The following is a 20,845-nucleotide window of genomic DNA, read 5'->3' on the forward strand; positions in this document are numbered from 1 at the left end:
CCCCCGCCCCCGGCGTCCCCCGGCTCGTCGTCGCCGGGGACAGGCTCTGGACGGTGTTCCCCCATCACCTGACGTCCTCGCGCGACGGGAAGCAGTTCGAGCCCATTGCGTTTCGCTGAAACAGCAGTAACTCGGAATCCAGCGGGCCCACCTCGTGGGCTACTCCATGGGCGCGGCGATGACGCGCGTGTTGATGACCCGCGCACCCGAGCGGGTCATCAGCGCGAGCCTGGGCGGCGCGGGCGTGGAGGAGCTGGACCCGGTCCTCCGCGCGGAGGCCGAGGCCCGGGACCCGAAGGGCACGGACCCCGACGAGCAGCGCATCCTCGACGAAATCGCCGGAGCGCCGCCGCCGGACCCGCGATTCGTCGCCGCCATCACCGAGGCGTGGACCGCGTGGTGGCCGCCCTCCATCGACCTGTACTCCCTGCGCGTGCCGGTGCAGGCGGTGAACGGCGAGTTCGACGCGCCCTACTCCAAGACGGTGCGCCTGGAGCGCGAGCTCGCGGGGTTCGAGAACGTCATCATCCCCGGCCGCACGCACCTGACGACGCTCATCGACTCGCGCTACGTGGACAGCCTGGTGGACTTCCTCCAGCGCAACGACGAGCGCTGACCCGAAAAAACGGGAGCGCGTCCGCACCTGACGCGCTCCCGCACCCTCCCCGACAGCCCCACCTCAGTGGTGGTAGCCGGAGGCCTCTTCCCGCGTCATCGGCGCGCTGACCGGATGCCGGCGGAAGTGCTCGATGCACGCGAGCAGGTCCGTCACCAGCAGCGTGGCCAAATCACGACTCACGCCGTGGCGCACCAGCACGCGCTGCACCACCAGGTCCTGGATGTTCGCGGGCATGGGATAGGCGGGCACCAACCAGCCTCGCTCACGCAGGCGGTCCGCCAGGTCGTAGAGCGTGAAGCCCGGGTCCGTCCCCTCCTTCAGCTTCCAGCACACGCCCGGCACGCCGCCCCGTCCGTCGTAGACGATGTCGAACAGGCCGATCTGCTCGATGGCCTTCGCGATGTAGTTCGCGGTGTCCGAGCACGCCTGCTGCAACCGCCGGTAGCCCTCCCGCCCGAGCCGCAGGAAGTTGTAGTACTGGATGACAATCTGACCGCCCGGCCGCGAGAAGTTCAGCGCGAAGGTCGGCATGTCGCCGCCCAGGTAGTCCACGCGGAAGATGAGCTCCTCGGGCAGGTCCTCCTTGTCGCGCCACACGACCCAGCCGCAGCCCAGCGGCGTGAGGCCGAACTTGTGGCCGGAGGCGTTGATGGACTTCACGCGCGGCAGCTTGAAGTCCCAGACGACGTCCGGGTGGATGAAGGGCGCCAGGAAGCCGCCGCTGGCCGCGTCCACGTGGATGGGGATGTCCAGCCCCGTGCGCACCTCCAGCTCGTCCAGCGCCGCGGCGATGTCCGCCACCGGCTCGTAGAGCAGGTTGAAGGTGATGCCCAGCGTGGGCACGACGCCGATGGTGTTCTCGTCGCAGTGCTTGAGCACCTCCTCGGGCGTCATCACCATGCGCCCGGGCGCGAGCGGCACCTGGCGCAGCTCCACGTCGAAGTAGCGCGCGAACTTGTGCCAGCAGATCTGCACCGGGCCGCAGATGAGGTTCGGCTTGTCGGTAGGCTTGCCCTCGGCCTCGCGCCGCTTGCGCCAGCGCCACTTCAGCGCCAGGCCCCCCAGCATGGCCGCCTCGCTGGAGCCCGTGGTGGAGCAGCCCATCGTGCTGGACGCGTGGGGCGCGTGCCAGAGGTCGGCGAGCATGTTCACGCAGCGCGTCTCGATTTCGGCGGTCTGCGGATACTCGTCCTTGTCGATCATGTTCTTGTCGAGGCACTCGTCCATCAGCTTGTGCACCTGGGGCTCGGACCAGGTCTGACAGAAGGTGGCCAGGTTCTGCCGCGAGTTGCCGTCCAGCAGCAGCTCGTCGTGCACCACGGCGTAGGCATGGTCGGGGCTGTGCTCATCCTCGGGGATGCGGTACTTCGGCATCGGCACGGACAAGTCCGGCGAGGCGTAGACGTCATCGTTGAGGCGGTCCCGGACTTCGTCTTTTCCATGCAGGGGCATGTTCTCTCCAGGCGGTGAAGGCGCTCTGGAAGAGGAGATGGTGTTGCCCCCAGGTGGGAGCCTCGTTCCCCGGAGAGGGACGAGCCTGCGGGCAGCCGTCCGCTCCGCCCGGGAGCCCCCGGTTGTCAGGTGCACGCGGCGCCGACGACGCGCGGGGAGGCCCGGCAATGCGCCCCGCCGCGCGAGCCGGGTGGCTCGAGCGCGGCGGGGATGAAGCAGCAGGGACCGCGACTACTTCACGCCGACCGCGCCCCAGCTCTCCAGCACCTTCTGGGCCTCCACGGAGTCCTTGCCGTAGAGGTCCTGCGCCGCCTTGTACGTGGCCTCCTTCGCCTGGGCGAAGTTGGTGGTCGGCGTCATGTAGAAGTTCAGCGCGCGCGAGTAGATCTTCAGGCCCTTCTCGATGCCGATGCCGTCCTTCACCTCCACGCCGGAGGTGCGGTTCTTGCCACCCTCGGACAGCAGGTAGAAGGCGTTGTTCGGGATGCCCGAGTTGATGTGCACGCCGCCGTTGTCCTGCCAGCCGGTGTAGCGCTTCGAGTAGTGGTCCGGCGACATGCCGTCGCTGGAGGGGTTGCTCAAGTCACGCAGGCCGTCGGTGTCGTCGCCGTTGTTGGGCGTGAACGTGTCCTCGCCCACCGTCCAGTCGAACTTCACCGCGTCGTTGCGCTGGCTGGCGTACCACTCCACGCCCACGCCCATGATGTCGCTCATCGCCTCGTTGAGGGCGCCCGACTCGTTGCGGTACTGCAGGCCCGCGGTGCGCTCGGTGAGGCCGTGGGTGATTTCGTGGCCCGCGATGTCCAGCGTGGTGAGCGAGCCGAACTGGTCGCCGTCACCGTCGCCGTAGTTCATCTTCTCGCCGTCCCAGAAGGCGTTGGCGAAGTCCTTGCCCACGTGCACGTCGGAGATGAGCTTCTCGCCCTTGCCGTCGATGGAGTCGCGGCCGAGCACGTCCTTGTAGAAGTCGTACGTGGCCTGGGCGCCGTACTGCGCGTCCACCGCGTCCTTGTTGCGCGCGGAGTCGGTGCCCTCGCCCCAGATGTCATTGTCGTCGGTGACGGCCGCGTGCGTGGTGTTGTCGGTGTTCGGGTCGCGGTTGAGCGCGTCACGCGTCACCACGCCGCCGCCGCGCGAGGTGTCCTCGAGCGAGTACGTGCCGTCCGCGTTCTTCGTGCTGCCGATCTCCACCTTGCCGCTGTACTGGGTGGTGTCGTCCGCCTTGCTCGAGGGCGCGGGCGTGCCGGGCTCCTCGGTCGTCGGCGTCTCGGCCGTCAGCGAGGGCTTCACCGCGTGCGAGTGGCCCGCGGGGTCCGCGCCGTGTGCGTGGCTGCCCACGCCGCCCATCTGGTTGTACTGCTCCAGCACCTTGCCGGTGTTCGCGTCGACCAGGTACTGCATGCGGCGGGGGTCCTTGCCCGGGCCCACGTCCGTCGTGTTGCTCAGTTCCACGTGGTACGCGGCCTTGTACTCGCCGTTGGCGTCCTTGAAGATGACGCGCTCGGAGACGGGCTTGCGGTCCGTGGGGCCGTTGAACTCCTTCTGGGCCACGGCCAGCGCGTCCTCGGCGGACAGCTTCGTCTCCTTCTTGCCCAGGCCCGCGGGGATGGTGCCCACGTCACCCGTCAGGCTCTCCAGCTTGCCCTCGCGGTCCAGGTGCCCCACCACCTGCTCGCCGAAGACGGGCACGCCCTCGTGCTTGCGGTCCATGCGCACGTGCGTGAAGCCCAGGTCGTCCTTCTCCACCGCGCGCGGCGCGAAGTCCGCGGCGTTGACGCCCTGCCTGCCGGCGAGCAGCTGCGACACCGTGGGCGCCGCCTGCTTCTGCAGGAAGTCCACCGTCGTCTGGATGGCCGCCTTGCTGGTGTCGCTGTCCAGGGCCACCGGGCCGGACTTCACCGTCGGCGCCGTCAGCGGCGTGGCCGGCTTCGCCAGCGCGGGCTTCGTCGCCGCCTCGAAGGTGGAGCCCTCGGTGAAGCCCAGGGCCTTGTTCTTCACCTCGGGCGCCGTCGCGGGCCGGGTGTCCGTGGAACGCGTGACGGGAAGCTTCGGGAGGTCGGCGCGAATCTTCATGGTGGGGGGGCCCAGAGGTGACAGGTTCGTGAAGATTCTCGGACTCTGGGCACCCGAGGTTGTGTCGCGATAGGAGGAAAAAGCACACACGCCCTGCCGGAGCAGGCAACCTGCCGGAATCATGGAGGCCCCGGCCTCCACTCGAGAGGAGTCGTAACGGCCCCACCCTGGGCGTACGCTGTACGCCAGCCTCGCGCCCATGCCACGTCCCCGCTCGCTCACCCTGCCCGGCATCGCCGACGCCGCCCTCACCGTCATCGAGCGGGAGGGGCTGGCCGCGCTGTCCATGCGCTCGGTGGCGAGCGCGCTCGGCATGGGGACCATGTCCCTGTACCGCTACGTGGAGGGGCGGGAGGCGCTGGAGGCGCTGGTCGTCGACGCGGTGATGCGGGACGTGCGCCTGCCCGGCCCGGCTGGGGACACGCCCTGGACCGAGCGGGTGAAGACGCTGCTGGGACAGGTGCGAGGGGCGGTGGCGCGCCACCCTTGCGTCGCGCCGCTGGTGCTCACCCGGCGCCACTGCACCGAGGGCACGCTGGCGTGGGCCGAGGCGCTGCTCGCGCTCCTGACGGAGGGCGGCTTCGAGGGCCTTGGGCGGCTCGTCGCCCTGCGCACGCTGGTGAGCCATGTCTTCGGCTCCGTCCAGCTCATGCACCTGGGCGCCCTGTCCGGAGAGGGCACCGCCGCGCTCACACAGCTGGACACCGGCCGCCATCCCCTGCTGCGTCAGACGGCCGGGGACGCGCGGCGGCTCCCCCCTGACGAGGAGTTCCGCCGCGGCCTGGACGTCGTACTGCTCGGCCTGGAGGCCACGCTGGCCCGCCGCTGAGGACGGGCCCGCTCGAGGCGTCTCAGGCGGCGCGCAGGGGCCACGGCTCGGAGCGCGGACCCGCCTGCCAGTTGTCGTGACGGCCGTCCCAGTACTGGACCTTGAGCTTGGAGAGGTCCACGCCGTCCAGGCAGCCCACGTTGATGGAGCGGAAGTCCCCGCCCAGCTCCTCGACGAAGCCACCGCCGTAGGCCTGCACGCCGCAGTGCTTGCAGAAGCGCCGGTAGTTGGGGCTCTTGCCCACGCGGTACTCGCCCGTCTCGTTCTCGCCCTGGAGGACGCGGAACGAGCTGGGGGCCACCTGCGTCGTCGTGCCCCCCATCTTCGTGCAGACGGTGCAGTTGCAGCGGCTCACCGCCTCGGCGAGGTCCACCTCGGCCTCGAAGCGCACGGCGCCGCAGTGACAGCCTCCGACGTACTTCTTCAGGGTGGGGGACTTCTGGGCAGGGGTCAGGCTCATGGCGGGTTCTCCTCGGTGAGTCGCTGTGATGAGGGAGTTATGGCCCCTGCCTGTGACAGGAGTATGTCAGGTTTGTTCGAGGGCCTTCGCGGCCCGGGCCTCACGCAGCAGGTCGGTCAGCGCCTCGCGGGCCTGGACCCGGGCCTCCTTGTCCTGGTCCCCCCGCCCCTGGTTCAGCACCCAGGCCGTCACCAGGGCCTTGGAGGCCTCCTGGGAGCGCTGCCACGCGTCGGTCTCCGCGTCCTCCTCTCCTGAGGTCCTGGCCGCCCACACCTCGGCGAGGTGGCTGGCGGCATCGGCGAAGGCGGCGGCCGCGGGCTTGCTGCCCAGCACCCACGCATTGCGCAGGTCCCCCAGCCCGCTGGCGACGAGGTGCGCCTGGCGTGGAGGCGTCTTCGAGCGGGCCTGGGCGAACAGCTCCGCCGCCGGCCGCGCGTCCTGGATGCGCTCGGCCACCCGGCTCAACCAGTCCGCGCAGACCTGGTGGGCGCGCTCCTCCGGGAAGCGGTCGACCACGGAAGGCAGCAGCGGGTACAGGTGCCGGGCGCGGGCCCAGGCTTCCTCGACGGAGGCGAAGTGGAAGCCATTCGCCTCGAAGATGGCGAGCATGCGGACATCGGGCGTCTCTTCGGACATGAGGAAGGCTCTACGCCTGCCTCGGCCCCACCGGCAACGCGGAATCAGGCGCGCGAGCGCAGGATGTCACCCGGCGTCACGCCCAGCACGCGGCGCATCCAGCGGGCCATGTGGCTCTGGTGGGAGAAGCCCGCCTCCAGGGCCACCTGTCCCGTGGGCAGCTCGCCGCGCAGGAGCAGCGTGCGGGCCCGCTCCACGCGGCGCTGAATCACGTACTCGTGGACGGGCAGCCCGGTGGAGCGCTTGAAGAGCGTCTTGAGGTGCGACGCGCTGACGGCCGCCACCCGGGCCAGCGTCGCGAGCGAGAGGTCCTCGTCCAGGTGCGTCTCCACGTAGTCCGTGACGCGCTGGAGCTGGTCCGCGGACAGGCCCCCACGCACCTCGACCTCCGCGCGGTAGTGGGACAGCAGCCGGGCCGCGAGCGCGAGGCCCAGGCTCTCCCGGTACAGCAGCCCGTTGGGGAAGTCCGCGCGGGCCTCGGCCTCCAGGGCCCAGGCGATGTGCTCCAGCTGCGCGTCGCGGAAGTGGTGCCGCAGCGCCACGCCCACGCGGTCCGGGTCCAACCCCATGTCCTCGGCCGCCCGCTGGAGCAGGGAGTGCGGCAGGCGCAGGTCCAGGCCCACGCTGTCATCGTCCTCCACCCAGGTGTCGGTGTGGCCCGCGGGCAGGAGGAACAGCTCACCTCGCGTGCGCACCGAAGAGTGCTGGCTGGCGAGACAGGACACCCGCACGGGCTCACCGGCGTGGATGTTGAGGACATGGTCCGAGCTCGACAGGTGGACCCGGTCTCCGGCGCGCGTGGTGCGCAGGTCGACACCCAGGCCGACTCGAGGTCGTCGCGCGTGCTCGCTCATGGCCCCTGAATATAGGGGGCGGCGTCCTTTCGTGCTCCCGAAACATCCGTGCGTGCGCGACCCCCGAGGGGGCCGTCGGTATTCCTCTCCCACACGCGATGAAGCCGCCGCGCCCGACGCGCTCGGCGTGCGGCCGTGCCTCCAGGCAGGACCTCAGGGGAGAGACGACATGGGACGGTATTCCGGGAAGAAGGTGGTGGTGACGGGAGGAACGGCGGGCATCGGGCTCGCCGCGGTGAAGGCGCTGCTCGCCGAGGGCGCGGAGGTGCTGCTCACCGGCCGCGGCGAGCAGGGACTGGAGGCGGCGCGCAAGGAGCTGGGGCCGCGTGCCCACGTGGTGCGCTCCGACACGGCGAGCCTGCGGGACATCGACGCCCTGGCCACGCACGTGAAGCAGACGCTGGGCGCGGTGGATTTCGTCCTCGTCAACGCGGGGTTCGCGAAGCTGGCGCCCTTCGAGCAGGTGACCGAGGCGGTGTACGACGAGACCTTCGGAATCAACACGAAGGGGGCGTTCTTCACGGCGCAGCGGCTGGCGCCCCTCGTGCGGGATGGCGGCGCGTTCGTCTTCACCACGTCGGTGGCGGACGAGGCGGGCGCGCCGGGCATGAGTGTCTACTCGGGCTCGAAGGCGGCGGTCCGCTCGTTCGTGCGGGTGCTCGGCGCGGAGCTGGTGTCACGGGGCATCCGGGTGAACGCGGTGAGCCCGGGCTTCACGCGCACGCCCACGCTGGGCGTCACCGGCGCCACGCCCCAGGAGGTGGAGGCCTTCGAGCAGGAGGGCCTGCACCTGACGCCCATGAAGCGCATCGCGGATGCCGAGGAGGTGGCCCGGGCGGCGCTGTTCCTCGGCCTCGAGGCCACGTTCACCACCGGCGCGGAGCTGCCCGTCGACGGCGGCCTGTCGCAGTTCTGAGTTCCACTTCCACCTCGAAGGACACACGATATGAAGCCACACATCAGCGTCATCGGCGCGGGCCGCATGGGCTCCGCCTTGGTCAAGGCCTTCCTCCAGAGCGGATACACGACGACGGTCTGGAATCGCACCCGGGCACGGTGCGAGCCGCTGGCCACGGCGGGCGCGCGCATCGCCGACTCCGTGCGGGACGCGGTGCACGCCGCCAGCGTCGTCATCGTGAACGTGAACGACTACGACACCAGCGACGCGCTGCTGCGACAGGACGAGGTGACGCGGGAGCTTCGCGGCAAGGTGCTGGTGCAGCTCACGTCCGGCTCGCCGAAGCTGGCGCGCGAGCAGGCGACGTGGGCACGTCGGCACGGCATCGACTACCTGGACGGCGCCATCATGGCCACGCCAGACCTCATCGGTCAGCCCCACTGCACGCTCCTGTACGCGGGCCCGAAGGCCCTGTACGACAAGCACCAGGCCGTGCTGGCGGCGCTCGGTGGAAACACGCAGCACGTGAGCGAGGACGAGGGCCATGCCTCCGCGCTCGACAGCGCGATGCTGTTCCACATGTGGGGCTCGCTGTTCAGCGGGCTGCAGGCCGCGGCCATCTGCCGGGCGGAGGGGATTGCGCTCGACAGGCTCGGCCCGCATCTGGACTCCGTCGTGCCCATGATTCAATTCGGCGTGGCCGACCTGCTCCAGCGCATCCAGCAGGAGCGGTACGGCGCGGACACGGAGAGCCCCGCCACGCTCGACACGCACAACGTGGCGTTCCAGCACCTGCTTCACCTGTGCGAGGAGCGGAACATCCACCACGCCCTCCCCAAGGCCATGGATGCACTCATCCAGACCGCCCGGAAGGCGGGACATGGACAGGACGACTTCTCGGTCCTCGCGCGCTTCCTGCGCTGAGCGCGCCAAAGGATAGAGCGGTGCGTCAGAGAGCATGGCTGATTGTCATTTGACGCTCCCACTGCAGCGTTCGCGCTCATGGACTGCTTGCCTTTAGACTCCGGGTGCGCACTCCCGCGCGTCCCACCAGGAAGACAGGATGAAGAGAGCAAGCATGTGGCTGGCCGCGGTGACGGCACTCGGCCTGATGTTCGGCTGTGGCGCACCGCTGCCCGAGGAGACGCGGGAGCCCGTGAGCGAGCAGCCCGCGGACACCGGCTCGAACGTGAGCGCGCAGGCGTGTGAAGACAACCCGACCTGTCTGTGCAACCGCATCTGTCGTCAGCGGTGCGGAACCAATACGACGTGTATGACGCAGTGTCTCGCCGAAGAGTGTTAGACGGGATTCGTCACGAGGCGCACCGCGGGCACCCCGCGCGCGGTGCGCCTCCACTCGAACCCGTGGTGTTGCATGGCGCAGAAGAAGACCTCCTCGTCCCCCCAGAGCAAGTCCGCGCCCCGCGCCTCCGCCGGGAAGCCGGAGCCTGTCGTTCCCGAGGCGGCGTGGACCGGGCTGGAGCAACAGGTGCTCGCGGCGCTGGGGAAGGAGGCCGTGGGCCAGTACCCCGCGGACCTGGAGCCCATGAGCCGGGTGTTCGAGCCGAGCCCCGACGAGACGGGACTCCTGCCCGAGTCCTACCAGCGCTTCGTCGAGGCGCTGGGGTATCGCTGGCTCAACACGGGTAAGAAGGCCCTGGCGTTCCTGCCGCCCCGCTGGCGCGCGAGCGCGTCCCAGGGCATGGGCGAGCCGAACCGTCAGTGGACCGAGGTGCGTGAGGAGCGGGAGGCGGGCCGTCACGTGTACCGCTTCGTGATGTTCGCCTCCGCGGACTTGAACGACGTCAACGGCTTCGCCTTCGGGCTTGGTGCGAAGGGCGGCGCCCCCGTCGTGTTCCAGGTGGAGGACAGCCTGCCCCTGCGCGAGCTGGGGAGCTTCGAGGCGTGGCTCGGCAAGGCCCTCGAACCCCTGCGCAAGGCCATCGCGAAGCCGGCGAAGAAGCCCGCGTTGGGAGACCCGCTCGCGCTGCTCCAGGAGTCCCTCGGCGAAGTGGCGGCGAACGCGCGGCAGGCGGGCGCGGCGGCCCTCTTCGACACCTTCCCTCGCGACACCCGCGCCATCTCGCTGCTCCACCGCAAGCTGGGCGTGGTGCCGGACATGGTGGCCGAGTTCTCCCTGCTGGAGACCCTGACGTTGAAGGGGGCGGGACTCAAGGCGCTGCCCTCCGTGCTGGGCCAGCTCACGAAGCTCAAGCAGCTCGACTGCTCCTGGAACGCGGAGCTGGCCACGCTGCCCACCGAGCTGGGGCGCCTTCAGGACCTCGAGTCACTCAACCTGGACCACACCGCGGTCGCCACGCTCCCGGAGGCGCTCGGGCAGCTTCCGCGCCTGCGCTCGCTCAGCCTCAAGAACACGCGCATCACCGCGCTGCCGGCGTGGCTGAGCCAACTGCCCGCGCTCAAGTTCCTGGACCTGTCGCGCACGGACGTCCCGCCAGGGGAGCTCGAGGTCTTCAGGCAGGCCCGACCCGAGTGCTCGCTGTATCCGCGTCCGTGACGCGGGCGACTCACTTCTTTATCGAGTTGCCCACCTGACGGACGTCCTCGGGGTCCACGTCCTCGCGACGCAGCACCTTGCACAGCGCGCGGAACCAGTGCTCGAAGCTCTCGAAGCCGAACATCATCGGGTCGTTCTCGTCCAACCACGTGCCGTCGTCCACGTAGTGGCCAGCGAGCGCCTCGTAGTCGTTGTCCTCGAAGTAGACGGGCAGCTCTCCGTCCTTCGGTGTGGTGCGCGTGTAGAAGCACCACCGCGACGCCTCCACGCCCATGTACGCATCCGCGAAGGAGATGAGGTCCGTCGTCGTGATCTCCCGGTCATCCACCGTGGTGCCCGCGGGCGTCCAGGCCGCCGTGAGGGAGGCCATCGTGGGCGCCCAGACGTGGAACGGGCGATACGTCTCCCACTCCTCGGTGTCCGGCTGGTACTCGAGCCGGACCTCGCGGTGCAGCATCAGGAACTCGCGATAGCTGTCCGGGATGACGAAGGCCTCCTCGCGATAGGGCGTCGGAAGCTCGTACTCGAACCCGGTCAGCATGTGGGGCAGCGCGTCCACCTCCTCGCGCGTCAGGGGTGCCTCCCGGATGAGCCGCCAGCCCCGCGCCTGGGCCCAGGCGTCCATCTCGTCCAGCAGGGCCTTCAAGTCCTCTCGCCACGTCGCGCTCGCCATGCGTGGCCTCTACCCCGCCCCGAGCGGAAACGGAAGTCGCTCGGGGCTTTCGGGGCGTGTGCTCAGGGCTGGCTCGCGAGGGTGTAGTCGAGCACGTACAGGTGGACGCCCTTCTCGTCGATTTGAATCTCGTACGTGCCGGAGATGCCCTGGAGCTCGTCCGTTCCGGACTCGGGCACGACGGAGCCGACGACCTTGAATGCTCCGCGCGTCATGGAGCCCGAATGCATGAGGGTGAAGCTTCCCTTGCGTCCCTCGAGGGTGCCGGTGACGCGCTCCAGCGCGACGTAGCCACCGGACTGGCCATCGTCGAGCGTGGCGAGCATCTGGCCCACGCCCGTGCCCTCCAGTGCGCCGTGGTAGCGCTTGTCGATGGACAGCCGGCCGATGGGGGACTCCGCCGCGCCCGCGTCCGGGGCCAGGGGGGTCGCCTTGACGTTGAAGATGCCCTTCACGTGCTTCGTCATGTTCGTCTCGCTTCCGGTCCGGGTGGGTGTCGCCGCCGCAGGGGTGCTCGCGCAGCCCTGGCAGAGCACGGCACCGAGCACCCACGCCAACACATTCGTTCCCGTCTTCGTCATGGGAGCTCCTCGTGGTTGTGGGCCGTCAGATACGTGGCGGCGCGCCGGGTGGATTGCAAAAACGCGACACGCCGACAGAATGCGTGCCGGTGAGTCGCCCTCGCATCGACGCCGTGCGTGGCGTCCTCCAACGTCCCGCGCCCGCGGACAGCATCGTGCATGAGCGCTTCGCGCCCGCCGCGGAGCTGGAGGAGTTCATCCAGCACTTCTGGACGGTGCGGTGGGACTTGCGAGGCGAGCCGCCGCTCCTGGCGGAGACGCTCCCCCATCCCTGTGTGCATGTGGTGTTCGACCGGGGACAGGGCCGCGTCACGGGGGTGCAGTCGCGCCGGTTCCGCCGGAGGATTCAGGGACAGTCGCGGGTGTTCGGCATCAAGTTCCGGCCCGCGGCGTTCCAGCCGGTGTTGGGGGCGCCCTTGTCCCAGCTCACGGACCGGACGGTGAGCGTACGTTCGGTGTTCGGGAGGGAGGGCATCGCGCTGAAGGACGCCCTCCTGGCGGAGCCGGACGTGCGCCGGTGCGTGACGCTGGCGCAGGACTTCCTGCGGCGACGGCTGCCGCCCATGCCCGAGCCCATCGCGAGGATGCGGGACCTGGTGGAGCGACTGGCGGCGGACGCGTCGGTGACACGCATGGAGCAGGTGGCCGCGCTGGCGAAGCTCGAGCCGCGCAACCTCCAGCGGAGGTTCAGCGAAGCGGTGGGGGTAAGCCCCAAGTGGGTCCTCAAGCGCTACCGGCTCCACGAGGCCGCCGAACAGCTCGCGCGCGTCCAGGTGCCCGACATGGCGAGCCTGGCGCTCCAGCTGGGCTACTTCGACCAGTCCCACTTCATCCGCGACTTCAAGGCCCTGGTCGGCTGCTCTCCGGGCCAGTACGCCGAGCGCGCCGCCGCGAGCCGGAGCGCCTTGGGGCAGCAGGTCCGCCGACGCCCGTGAACCTCATGGGTCTCAGGAAGCCCGCGCTCCGGCGCGACACGAACCACCAGTCGCCAACACCTGTCGGGACAGGCGTTGAGTGGACCACGCCCGCGCGGACTTTCTTCAGACCGGGTTCCTACCTTGGCCCGACCCAAGGGGAGGACACATGAGCGACGAGGATCCGCGTCACCATCAAGGGCTCCAGCAGGACCTGCGCGTCCTGATGGCACGCGCGGGACGCAGGCAGGTGCTGCGCTGGATGGCCGGCGCCAGCCTCATTCCATGGCTCGGCTGCGGCGACGATGACGACCCGACACCGGACCCGTCCGGCTGCTCGCGCATCCCCGAGGAGACCGCCGGCCCCTACCCCGCCGACGGCTCGAACGGCCCCAATGTCCTCCAGCAGTCGGGCATCGTCCGCTCGGACCTCCGCGCGAGCTTCGGCAACACCCGCACCGTCGCCGAGGGAGTCCTCACGACGGTGACGCTCACCCTCGTCGACGTCAACGACGCCTGCGCCCCGCTCGCCGGCCGCGCCGTCTATCTGTGGCACTGTGACAACTCGGGGGAGTACTCCCTCTACGGCGCGGGCATCACGAACGAGAACTACCTGCGCGGCGTGCAGGAGACCAACAGCCAGGGCCAGGTCACCTTCACCAGCATCTTCCCCGCCTGCTACAGCGGCCGCTGGCCCCACATCCACTTCGAGGTGTACCCGGACCTGGCCTCGGCCACCTCGTCCGCGAACAAGCTCGTCACCTCCCAGCTCGCCCTGCCCGAGGCCGCCTGCGACGAGGTCTACGCCACGTCCGGCTACTCGCAGAGCGTCGCCAACTTCCAGCGCGTCAGCCTCGCGACGGACAACGTCTTCAGCGATGGCTCCTCCACCCAGGTCGCCACCGTGACGGGCAGCGTCGCGGACGGCTACGTCGTCACGCTCGTCGTGGGCATCCCGGGCTGAAGCCGAGGCGACCCAGGGGCACCACTCCCCGCCCCGTCTCGCCGCCCGACGACGAAGCCACACCCCGGCCAGCATGCGCGTCGCAGGCACGCTGGCGCGGCGTGCACCGAAGCCACACAGCGAAGGCGGACGAGGAGTGGCCCTGCTCCACTCCTCGCCCACCCCGCCTTGCTACCCGACGAGAACGCCGCCCCCGGGCGGAGGGCGTCCCCATCGTCAAACCCACCTCACGGCCACGGCGAGGACGGACGAGACGTGGCGCGGCTCCACCACGCCTCGCCCGCCGCGCCTTGCTGCGTGGCGAGGGCGCCGCCCCCGGGCGGAGGGCGCCTCGCCGTCACTGGAACAGCAGGCAGAGGGTGTCGAGCGTGTAGAAGTCCGACGGCACGAACGGGGCCCACGTCTGGCGCACGAAGTAGAGGTGACGGCCGTCCACGCTCAGCGACGGGTGGAACTCGTCCTTCTCCGTGTTCACCGCCGGCCCCAGGTTGATGGCCTTCGTCCACTTCCCGCTGAGGTTGACGCTCGCGTACAGGTCACCGAGCCCGTAACCCTCCGGCCGGTTGAGCGACGCGAAGATGAGCACCCGCCCATCCGCGGAGATGTGCGAGTTGTACTCCCAATAATCCGGGCTGTTGACGGCCACGCTCAGCTTCTCCGCCGGTGCGTACCCCGGCCCCCGCCGCTCCGCGCGATACACGTTGAAGTCCGAGTCGAACGTCCCGCTCGCGAAGTACAACGTCCCGTCCTGCGTGGCGCTCACGTACAGCTCCTGCCGGTCCGAGTTCACGTTCGGCCCCAGGTGCAGCGGCTCACCCCAGCTCCCATCCGCCTGCTTGTGCACCACCCACAGGTCCGAGTCCGCGCGCTCCTCGGTCCCCGTCACCGGCCGCGTGGACGAGAAGAAGAGCGACTGGCCGTCGACCGACAGGAACGGGTCCGTGTCCAGCCACGTCCCCGAGAAGGACACCAACTGGCCCGGCGTGAAGTGGCCGTTCACCTTGCGCGTCTCGTAGATGGCCTGGAACGGCGCCTCGGCCGAGTCCACGTGGTAGTAGGCCGTGTTGCCGTCCGCGGAGAAGGTGAGCCGGTACTCGGAGCGGTCCGGCAGCGAGACCTCTCCAGGCGCGAACATGTCGCCGCCCGGGATGCAGCTCAGGAAGCGCAACGCCTCGCTGGACACCTCCGCCGCGCCGAGCGCCTCGGCCACCGGTGCCGTCTCCGGCGCCTGCGAGGCGCACGCCATCGACAGGGAGGACAGGGCGGCGATGAATCCCACGGACCACGACTTGCTCGGCGTGAAGCGCTGCATGCGGCGTCTCCTTTGTTGGAGACACCATCGCCTCCCTGCTCGACGGCCGCATTGACGATGGGATGAACGGTGGAGCTTCCGGGACGAACCGTGGAGCCCGCCCCGACCAACGCTCAGGAGGGCAGGTCCAGGGCCCGCTGCAGCCGGGCACGGTAGCTGCGTCCGGAGGTCAGCTTCGTGCCGTCCCGCAGGGTGAGCACCATCTCCCCGGGCGCCAGCGGCTCCACCTCCTCCACCCGGTCCAGCCGGACGATGAGCGAGCGGTGGATGCGCACGAAGTCCCTCGGGTCCAGCTTCTCCTCCACCGCGTTCATCGTCTCGCGCGTCAGGAAGGACTGCTTGCCCTGGTGGACGCAGACGTAGTTGCCCTCCGCCTCCAGGTAGTCGATGTCCTCCACGCGCAAGAAGCGCATGCGCCAGCCCACCTTGGCCACCAGCCGCGTCGCATACCGCTCCGGGGCGGGGGACAGTCTCGAGGACAGCGACTCCAGCCGCTCGACCAGCTCCGCGTCCAGCTCCGTCGCCCCCGTGCGCCTGCGCTCACGCACGCGCGAGAGGCTCCGCCGGAAGCGCTCCTGGTCGAAGGGCTTGAGCAGGTAGTCGAGCGCGTTCGCCTCGAACGCCTGCACCGCGAAGTCCCGGTGCGCCGTCACGAAGATGACCGCCGGCGGGTGCTCGCGCGACACCGCCCGCAGCACCCCGAAGCCATCCGGCTCCGGCATCTGCACGTCCAGCAGCACCAGGTCCGGGCGCTGCCTGCCGATGGCGTCGATGGCCTCGTTGCCGTCCCGACACTCACCGATGACGGCCATGTCCGGCTCCTCCGAGAGCAGCTCCTTGAGCCGCGCCCGGGCGAGCGGTTCGTCGTCGACGATGAGCACGCGGATGGGCTGCGTCACGCCGCACGCTCCGTCCGGAAGGGAATGGCCAGCGACACCCGCGCCCCACCCTCCTCGCGAGCCTCCAGCTTCAGCCGATGCGCGGGGCCGTAGAGCTGCACCAGGCGCTCGCGGGTGATCCACAGCCCCTTGCCGCCCCGCTCGGACTTCGCCGCCGCGCCCTCGCGCAGCCCCACGCCGTCGTCGCGGACCTCCAGCAGCAGCTCCGGCCCCTCCCGCCTGGCCGTCACCGTCACCGTGCCCGGCGCCGAGCGCGGCGCGATGCCGTGCTGGATGGCGTTCTCCACCAGGGGCTGCAGCACCAGGTGCGGCACCCGCGCGCCCAGCGCCTCCCGCGAGATGTCCTGCTCCACCCGGAGCCGGTCGTTGAAGCGCACGCCCTGGATGTCCAGGTAGAGCTGGAGCGTGCGCAGCTCGTCGCGCAGGGGCACCTCCTCGCGCCCCGCCGCCTGGAGCGTCTCCCGCAGCAGGTCGCTGAGGCGCGCAATCATCCGCTCGCTGCCCAGCGGGTCCCTGCGCACCAGCGCGCAGATGGAGTTGAGCGTGTTGAAGAGGAAGTGCGGATGCAGCTGCGCCTCCAGCGCGTGGAGCTGCGCGCGGGCGAGCTGGGTGTCACGCAGCCGCAGTTGCTGCGCGTAGTAGATGGCGTGGGCCACCCCCAGGAGCGTCAGGTAGATGAACGGGTTGTAGAGCAGCGCATGCTCGAGCACCGCCGTGTACGCGGGCGGCGCGTCGTACCAGTGGAAGTACGGGTCCAGCGAGTAGATGACCGTCGCCCGGAAGAACGAGACCGCGAGCGCGCCCCCCACATGCAGCGCGAGCCGCGAGCGCCACAGGCGCCGGTCGAACGGGAAGCGCAGGCCGAAGTGCACCACCGCGATGGTGACGGGCGCCCACAGCGCCGTGGCGAAGCCATCCGTGAGCAGCGCCTGCGTCCAGGACACGCCTCGCACGGAGTGCGCCTCACTGGAGGCCGCCAGTCCCTGCAAGGTCCAGTAGGAGAAGGCCCCCACCCACAACAGCCAGCCGCGTCCGCGTGACATGGCTTCACCGTACACAAAGTCACATCGACGTTCACATCCACGCGGCGCCCGCCCATGAAGTACAAGCTCGCGCATGGGTGAAGAGACACAAGTCCACTACCAGAGGCTGCTGGCGGATGTCGAAGCATGGGCGAAGGGCTTCGGAGGAAGGCTCGTCCTGGGGCCGCCCGTCCCCGAGGAGGACCTGGCCCTGCTGCCCGAGTTGCTGGGAACCAGCGCCTCCACGGGAGCGCCCCTCCCCTCCGGGCTGCTCGACTTCTGGCGACTGTGCGGGTTCGCCCGCGTCGAGGTGCTCCGCGCCGAGGACGGCGAGGAAGCCGTGTGGACGGCCCTGCCCGCGGACTTCCGCGTGTACTCACCCGATGAGGTGCTGGCGTCGCTGTCCCTGGTGCGCATCCCCGCGGGCGTCACCCGAGACCAACACCCCATCACCACGGCGCACCTCATCCCCTTCGCCGCCGCCCATCGACTGCCTCGGGAGGTCCAGTGGTGCATCGCCACGAACGGCGGCGGACTGAAGGCCCCCGTGCTCGTGCTCAACCGCATGGACGCGCTGGCCTGGGCCTGCCTCCAGGACTCCGGCCGCTTCGTGTGGGAGACGACAGGCCAGAAGCCCGGGCCCGTGTTCGACCACTTCCTCGACTGGCTCGAGGCCTACGTGCGGGACGTCCGCGACACCGCGCCCGAGGACCTCTATCCGGACGGCGTCTACCTCGACTGATGGGCCGCCACGGAACCTGGCTTCCTTTCCCTCCAGCAATCGAGCCCACTCGGCTCCAACCGCGCGGGCAGCTCCGCGTGGGGCACTCCAACCCGTACAACCTGGTCCCGCCGGTAGACATCGCGCGGCCCCGGGAACTGCGCTTCAAGGACGTGGCGGGCGGCGGATTCCAGAGCGTGGCGCTCGACCCCCTGGGCCGCGGGTGGCAGCCGCTGCGCGGTGGCGCTCGATGAAGCAGGCGACCTCTGGGGCTGGGGCCTGCAGGGCACCTTCCTGGGACTCGGTCCGCCGGCGGGCGGCTGGTACCCCGTGGCCACGCCGCGCAAGCTGTCGTTCCCGGAGTTCGGCTCGCGCAAGCGCTCACCCGGCGTTCAGCACGACGGCCCGTCCATGGGTGAAGGGCTGGGCCGACGCGAAGCGGGGCGTCAGCGCCCAGCTCCCGTCCGGGTGGATGTAGCCGAACAGGCCGCCCACCTTCACGGCGGCCAGGCCTTCCGAGAACCCGCCGTTCACCGCCTCGAAGCGGGGCTCGATAACCTGGGCCCCCTTCTTGTCGATGAAGCCGTAGCGCCCCTTCACCTTCATCCGGGCCAGCCCCTCGCTGAACCAGCACTCGGACAGGGCGCCGTCCCACGACGGGATTTCAGGCGCCAGCCCCCACTCGCCCGCCTCGTTCACGAAGCCGAGCTTCGTGCCCTGCACCACCACCACGAGACCGTCCATGAACGTGGAGCCCATCGACTCGAACGAATAGGTCGCAAGGCACGTCCCTGTCGGGTCGATGAGGCGCGACGTCTCGCCCTTGGGTGGCTTCTTGAGGCCAACCAGTGCCCTGCCCTTGGAGAAGGCCCGGGCCAGTCCGCCACCGAAGCCGTCCAGCACCACCTCGCCCTGGGGGTTGATGTAGCCATCCGAGGCCTTCGCCCCGGAGCGCATCACCGGCGCGAGCCCCGAATCGAAGCGCCCCACGTTCACGTACGTGGCCCCCGCGATGACGTACTTCGTGAAGTTCGCCTTGAACACCACCGGCAGCACGAGCTTCCCGCTCGGGTCGATGAAGCCCTCGTCCGTCAGCGCCATCCCGTCGCTGAAGCCCATGAAGGCGCGCTTCACCGTCAACTTCGTCTCGCCCTTCACATCGATGAAGGCCCAACCGCCGCCCACGGGCATGCGCGCCATCCCTTCATTGAAACTGAAGGGCGTACCGTGGGGACTGGGGATGACCAGCTCCCCCTTCGTGTCGATGAAGCCGTAGCGCGTGGCGGACATGACGCGGACCCTAGACACCGGGCCCGCGTCCGTCCACGCTCAAGGCCTCGCGCAGGAGCGTCCACCACCCGCGTGATACATGAAGTCTTGGTAAACGGTTTGCGCGACGACGGGTGTGGTGCTCTGGAGCCGCTGCACCGTGACACCGTTGCGCTGGAGCTCGAACACGGGCGTGGTGCCGGGAACGAGCGGCGCATGGAAGGCCGTCACGCCGGCGCTCGTCACGTCCAGCGTGCGCACGTCCGTGCCTTGCGTGATGACCAGCCGGCCCGGCTCCTTGAGGAACGCGAGCAGCTCCACCTGGTTGGATGCGGCCACGCCGCCGCGCAGCTTCATGGCGCGCGCGGTCTGCTTCGTGGCATCGAACGGCGCGTCGGTGCGGTGCCGGCGGTGCGTGTAGTAGAGCGTGTCCCGGACGATGGTGGGCCGCTGCCCCGTCTTGAACCAGGTGGTGTAGTACGCAATCCAATCCATGATGACGTAGCCGCGCTCCCGCGACGCCGTCATCCACGACTCGCCGTAGTCCGTCAGCGTCAGCAGCGTCACCCAGTCCGCGTCGCCCTCCATCGCCTTCTCGAACTGCGTGCGGAATGCCAGGCTGTTCTGCGCCTCCCAGTACACGCGGCTGCTGTTCTCGCTGTCGGTGAGCTTGTGGCGCACGTCCTCGAACGCGACGGGAGACATCCACCGCTTGCCGCGCCGGTGCGACTCCACGCTCCAGCGGCGCATCGCCTCCCCGGACTGCGCGGTGCGCTCACCCCAGGTGGAGAAGCCCGTCACCAGGTTGTTCCACTCCGCGTACTTCGTCACGTCTCCCGTGTACGAGAGCAGCGGCCAGTAGGTGACCTGGATGCCCTGGGACGCGAGCCGCGTCTTCACCTCCGTCCACCAGGCCACCGACTTGCGCTCCGGGTTGAAGCTGGCCAGCACGACAGCGCCGTCGAGCCTGTGCACGGAGGGGTGGTTGGCGACGGAGGCAATCATCGACACCAGGCCGTCCGTGGTGCCCGTGGCCTCGGTGGGGAAGTCGGGGCTGAGGACGATGCGGAACTCCGGGTCCACGGCCGCCGCGGCGGCGAGCATCGTGGTCAACTGGTTGTTCCGCGTGTCGGATGAGACGCGGTATGGGTGCTCGTAGAGGAAACCGTCCATGCCGGCGGCGATGGCACGGCGCACCTCCACCTCGAAGTCGCGCTGGCGCCACGCGCTGTCGGCCCAGGGCGCTCGCGGCAGCGGCCGGTCACGCATCAGCCCGCCGATGTTCGCGTACTCCCCGCCGCGCGCCTCGGGCGTCAGCCAGCTGGTCCAGTGGTCCTCGGCGGGGGCCTTGTTGTCGATGGAGATGGGGAAGATGGGGTAATAGAAGCCGAAGACCTTCTTCGGCGCCGCGCGCAGCACGCTCGTCGCGGGCATGTCGAACGGGTAGCACTGCGAGATGGGCGAGGGCGCGGGTGCCACCGTCGCGCTCAGCTCCAGGTCGAAGCGCGCATCCGACGTGTTGGCCGCGGACTGGTGCAGCTCCACCGCGAGCACGTTCGTGCCCGTGCGCAGCGCCGCCGTGTCGAGGGCCTGCGCGTGCCACGTCTGCTCCTCCACGGGCAGGGAGATGGTGGCGGGCGCCAGCGTGCGATAGCCCACCGTGCCCGAAGGCAGGTTGCTGCGGAGCACCTCCACACCATTCAGGTAGACGATGGCGCCGTCGTCGCGCTGCAAGCGCAGGCGCAGCTCGCGCACCGACGCCGCGTCCGTCACCGTGAAGGCGCGCCGGAAGTACGTGGTGATGTGCTTGCTTGCCGTGTTGCTCCCGAAGGAGACCGTCGTGGACAGGTCCGTCTCCGCGTAGCCCAGCGGTGACGCGCCCGAGACCCACGCGCCATCCGCGTAGCCCGGCGCCGTCCAGCCCGTGCCCAGGTCCACGCCCGTGTCCAGGTAGCGCCACGTCGCGCCCGACGCGACGAGCACCGTCTCCAGCGCCTCGGCGGCCGTGCCGAGCGGACTCGCCTCCCCCGGCGCAGAGGGCGCCTCGCCCCGCGGCGTGTCGCCCGAGGAGACGTCCTGCTCCTCCGGTGCACCACCCGCGCAGGACCACAAGAGCAACGGCACCAGCAAGGACACGGCGAGCCGTGCCCG

22 protein-coding genes are annotated in these 20,845 nt (G+C 69.9%); 10 read left to right on the forward strand and 12 right to left on the reverse strand.

Translation table 11 applies throughout. The annotated features are described in order from the left end of the window. Positions 1 to 154: 154 nt before the first annotated feature. Positions 155 to 616, forward strand: a complete 462-nt coding sequence (locus FL311_RS21440) for an alpha/beta fold hydrolase (RefSeq protein WP_141327519.1) — start codon at positions 155 to 157, stop codon at positions 614 to 616. A gap of 63 nt (positions 617 to 679) precedes the next feature. Here the strand turns inward: FL311_RS21440 and FL311_RS21445 are convergent, their stop codons facing one another. Both FL311_RS21445 and FL311_RS21450 read right to left on the reverse strand, forming a co-directional pair. Beyond that, positions 680 to 2,071, reverse strand: a complete 1,392-nt coding sequence (locus FL311_RS21445; RefSeq protein ID WP_141327520.1) for a glutamate decarboxylase — start codon at positions 2,069 to 2,071, stop codon at positions 680 to 682. A gap of 231 nt (positions 2,072 to 2,302) precedes the next feature. Next, complete coding sequence (locus FL311_RS21450; RefSeq protein WP_141327521.1) at positions 2,303 to 4,144, reverse strand: M4 family metallopeptidase; 1,842 nt, start codon at positions 4,142 to 4,144, stop codon at positions 2,303 to 2,305. Between the two features lie 199 nt (positions 4,145 to 4,343). On the opposite strand from FL311_RS21450, the gene FL311_RS21455 reads away from it, so the two are divergent. Continuing rightward, positions 4,344 to 4,973 (forward strand): TetR/AcrR family transcriptional regulator, encoded by a 630-nt coding sequence (locus FL311_RS21455; protein WP_141327522.1) that lies wholly within the window; start codon positions 4,344 to 4,346, stop codon positions 4,971 to 4,973. A 22-nt stretch (positions 4,974 to 4,995) separates the two neighbouring features. Here the strand turns inward: FL311_RS21455 and FL311_RS21460 are convergent, their stop codons facing one another. The 3 genes from FL311_RS21460 to FL311_RS21470 form a co-directional block, all read right to left on the reverse strand. Next, positions 4,996 to 5,433, reverse strand: a complete 438-nt coding sequence (locus FL311_RS21460) for a GFA family protein (protein ID WP_141327523.1) — start codon at positions 5,431 to 5,433, stop codon at positions 4,996 to 4,998. Positions 5,434 to 5,499: 66 nt separating this feature from the next. Then, positions 5,500 to 6,069: a hypothetical protein gene (locus FL311_RS21465; RefSeq protein ID WP_141327524.1), complete on the reverse strand. Its 570-nt coding sequence runs from the start codon at positions 6,067 to 6,069 to the stop codon at positions 5,500 to 5,502. 44 nt (positions 6,070 to 6,113) lie between these two features. Beyond that, positions 6,114 to 6,923, reverse strand: a complete 810-nt coding sequence (locus tag FL311_RS21470) for an AraC family transcriptional regulator (protein WP_141327525.1) — start codon at positions 6,921 to 6,923, stop codon at positions 6,114 to 6,116. A 169-nt stretch (positions 6,924 to 7,092) separates the two neighbouring features. Between FL311_RS21470 and FL311_RS21475 the strand changes: the two genes are divergently transcribed. The 4 genes from FL311_RS21475 to FL311_RS45225 all read left to right on the forward strand — a co-directional run bounded on the left by FL311_RS21475 (position 7,093) and on the right by FL311_RS45225 (position 10,339). Then, the gene (locus tag FL311_RS21475; RefSeq protein ID WP_141327526.1) at positions 7,093 to 7,839 is read left to right on the forward strand and encodes an SDR family oxidoreductase; all 747 of its coding nucleotides are present in this window, start codon (positions 7,093 to 7,095) and stop codon (positions 7,837 to 7,839) included. A 30-nt stretch (positions 7,840 to 7,869) separates the two neighbouring features. Further along, the gene (locus FL311_RS21480) at positions 7,870 to 8,745 is read left to right on the forward strand and encodes an NAD(P)-dependent oxidoreductase (RefSeq protein WP_141327527.1); all 876 of its coding nucleotides are present in this window, start codon (positions 7,870 to 7,872) and stop codon (positions 8,743 to 8,745) included. Between the two features lie 139 nt (positions 8,746 to 8,884). Beyond that, positions 8,885 to 9,124 (forward strand): hypothetical protein, encoded by a 240-nt coding sequence (locus FL311_RS21485; RefSeq protein WP_141327528.1) that lies wholly within the window; start codon positions 8,885 to 8,887, stop codon positions 9,122 to 9,124. Between the two features lie 72 nt (positions 9,125 to 9,196). Continuing rightward, positions 9,197 to 10,339, forward strand: a complete 1,143-nt coding sequence (locus FL311_RS45225) for a leucine-rich repeat domain-containing protein (protein WP_228556991.1) — start codon at positions 9,197 to 9,199, stop codon at positions 10,337 to 10,339. A 10-nt stretch (positions 10,340 to 10,349) separates the two neighbouring features. Here the strand turns inward: FL311_RS45225 and FL311_RS21495 are convergent, their stop codons facing one another. Further along, positions 10,350 to 11,012, reverse strand: a complete 663-nt coding sequence (locus FL311_RS21495) for a hypothetical protein (protein ID WP_141327529.1) — start codon at positions 11,010 to 11,012, stop codon at positions 10,350 to 10,352. A gap of 62 nt (positions 11,013 to 11,074) precedes the next feature. Next, complete coding sequence (locus FL311_RS21500) at positions 11,075 to 11,593, reverse strand: DUF3224 domain-containing protein (RefSeq protein ID WP_141327530.1); 519 nt, start codon at positions 11,591 to 11,593, stop codon at positions 11,075 to 11,077. Positions 11,594 to 11,682: 89 nt separating this feature from the next. Here FL311_RS21500 and FL311_RS21505 point away from each other — a divergent pair, with 89 nt between their 5' ends. Together FL311_RS21505 and FL311_RS21510 are read left to right on the forward strand one after the other, a co-directional pair. Further along, positions 11,683 to 12,528, forward strand: a complete 846-nt coding sequence (locus FL311_RS21505) for a helix-turn-helix transcriptional regulator (RefSeq protein ID WP_141327531.1) — start codon at positions 11,683 to 11,685, stop codon at positions 12,526 to 12,528. A gap of 148 nt (positions 12,529 to 12,676) precedes the next feature. After that, entirely contained in the window at positions 12,677 to 13,471 is a 795-nt protein-coding gene (locus FL311_RS21510) for a dioxygenase (RefSeq protein WP_141327532.1), read from the forward strand. Positions 13,472 to 13,808: 337 nt separating this feature from the next. Here FL311_RS21510 and FL311_RS21515 read toward each other — a convergent pair whose 3' ends face one another. From FL311_RS21515 to FL311_RS21525, 3 genes are all read right to left on the reverse strand, one after another. Next, positions 13,809 to 14,783 carry a PD40 domain-containing protein gene (locus FL311_RS21515; protein WP_141327533.1) on the reverse strand — a complete coding sequence of 325 codons (975 nt, stop codon included), beginning with the start codon at positions 14,781 to 14,783 and terminating at the stop codon, positions 13,809 to 13,811. A 113-nt stretch (positions 14,784 to 14,896) separates the two neighbouring features. Further along, the gene (locus tag FL311_RS21520) at positions 14,897 to 15,682 is read right to left on the reverse strand and encodes a LytTR family DNA-binding domain-containing protein (protein WP_141327534.1); all 786 of its coding nucleotides are present in this window, start codon (positions 15,680 to 15,682) and stop codon (positions 14,897 to 14,899) included. Continuing rightward, on the reverse strand, positions 15,679 to 16,725 hold the full coding sequence (locus FL311_RS21525) for a sensor histidine kinase (protein ID WP_141327535.1): 1,047 nt from the start codon (positions 16,723 to 16,725) through the stop codon (positions 15,679 to 15,681). The genes FL311_RS21520 and FL311_RS21525 overlap by 4 nt, the downstream gene beginning before the upstream one ends. 73 nt (positions 16,726 to 16,798) lie before the next feature. Between FL311_RS21525 and FL311_RS21530 the strand changes: the two genes are divergently transcribed. Together FL311_RS21530 and FL311_RS21535 are read left to right on the forward strand one after the other, a co-directional pair. Continuing rightward, positions 16,799 to 17,446, forward strand: a complete 648-nt coding sequence (locus tag FL311_RS21530) for a hypothetical protein (RefSeq protein WP_141327536.1) — start codon at positions 16,799 to 16,801, stop codon at positions 17,444 to 17,446. Positions 17,447 to 17,523: 77 nt separating this feature from the next. Next, positions 17,524 to 17,679, forward strand: a complete 156-nt coding sequence (locus FL311_RS21535) for a hypothetical protein (protein WP_153882698.1) — start codon at positions 17,524 to 17,526, stop codon at positions 17,677 to 17,679. Between the two features lie 127 nt (positions 17,680 to 17,806). Here FL311_RS21535 and FL311_RS21540 read toward each other — a convergent pair whose 3' ends face one another. Further along, positions 17,807 to 18,715, reverse strand: coding sequence for a WG repeat-containing protein (locus tag FL311_RS21540; RefSeq protein ID WP_141327537.1), 909 nt, complete (start codon positions 18,713 to 18,715; stop codon positions 17,807 to 17,809). Between the two features lie 39 nt (positions 18,716 to 18,754). Further along, a complete protein-coding gene (locus FL311_RS21545) occupies positions 18,755 to 20,830 on the reverse strand; it encodes an endo-1,3-alpha-glucanase family glycosylhydrolase (RefSeq protein ID WP_194869302.1) in 2,076 nt (691 codons plus the stop codon). Between the last annotated feature and the right edge of the window lie 15 nt (positions 20,831 to 20,845).

Source organism: Myxococcus sp. AB025B, assembly GCF_006518215.1.
In the GTDB taxonomy this organism is placed as follows: Bacteria; Myxococcota; Myxococcia; order Myxococcales; family Myxococcaceae; genus Myxococcus; species Myxococcus fulvus.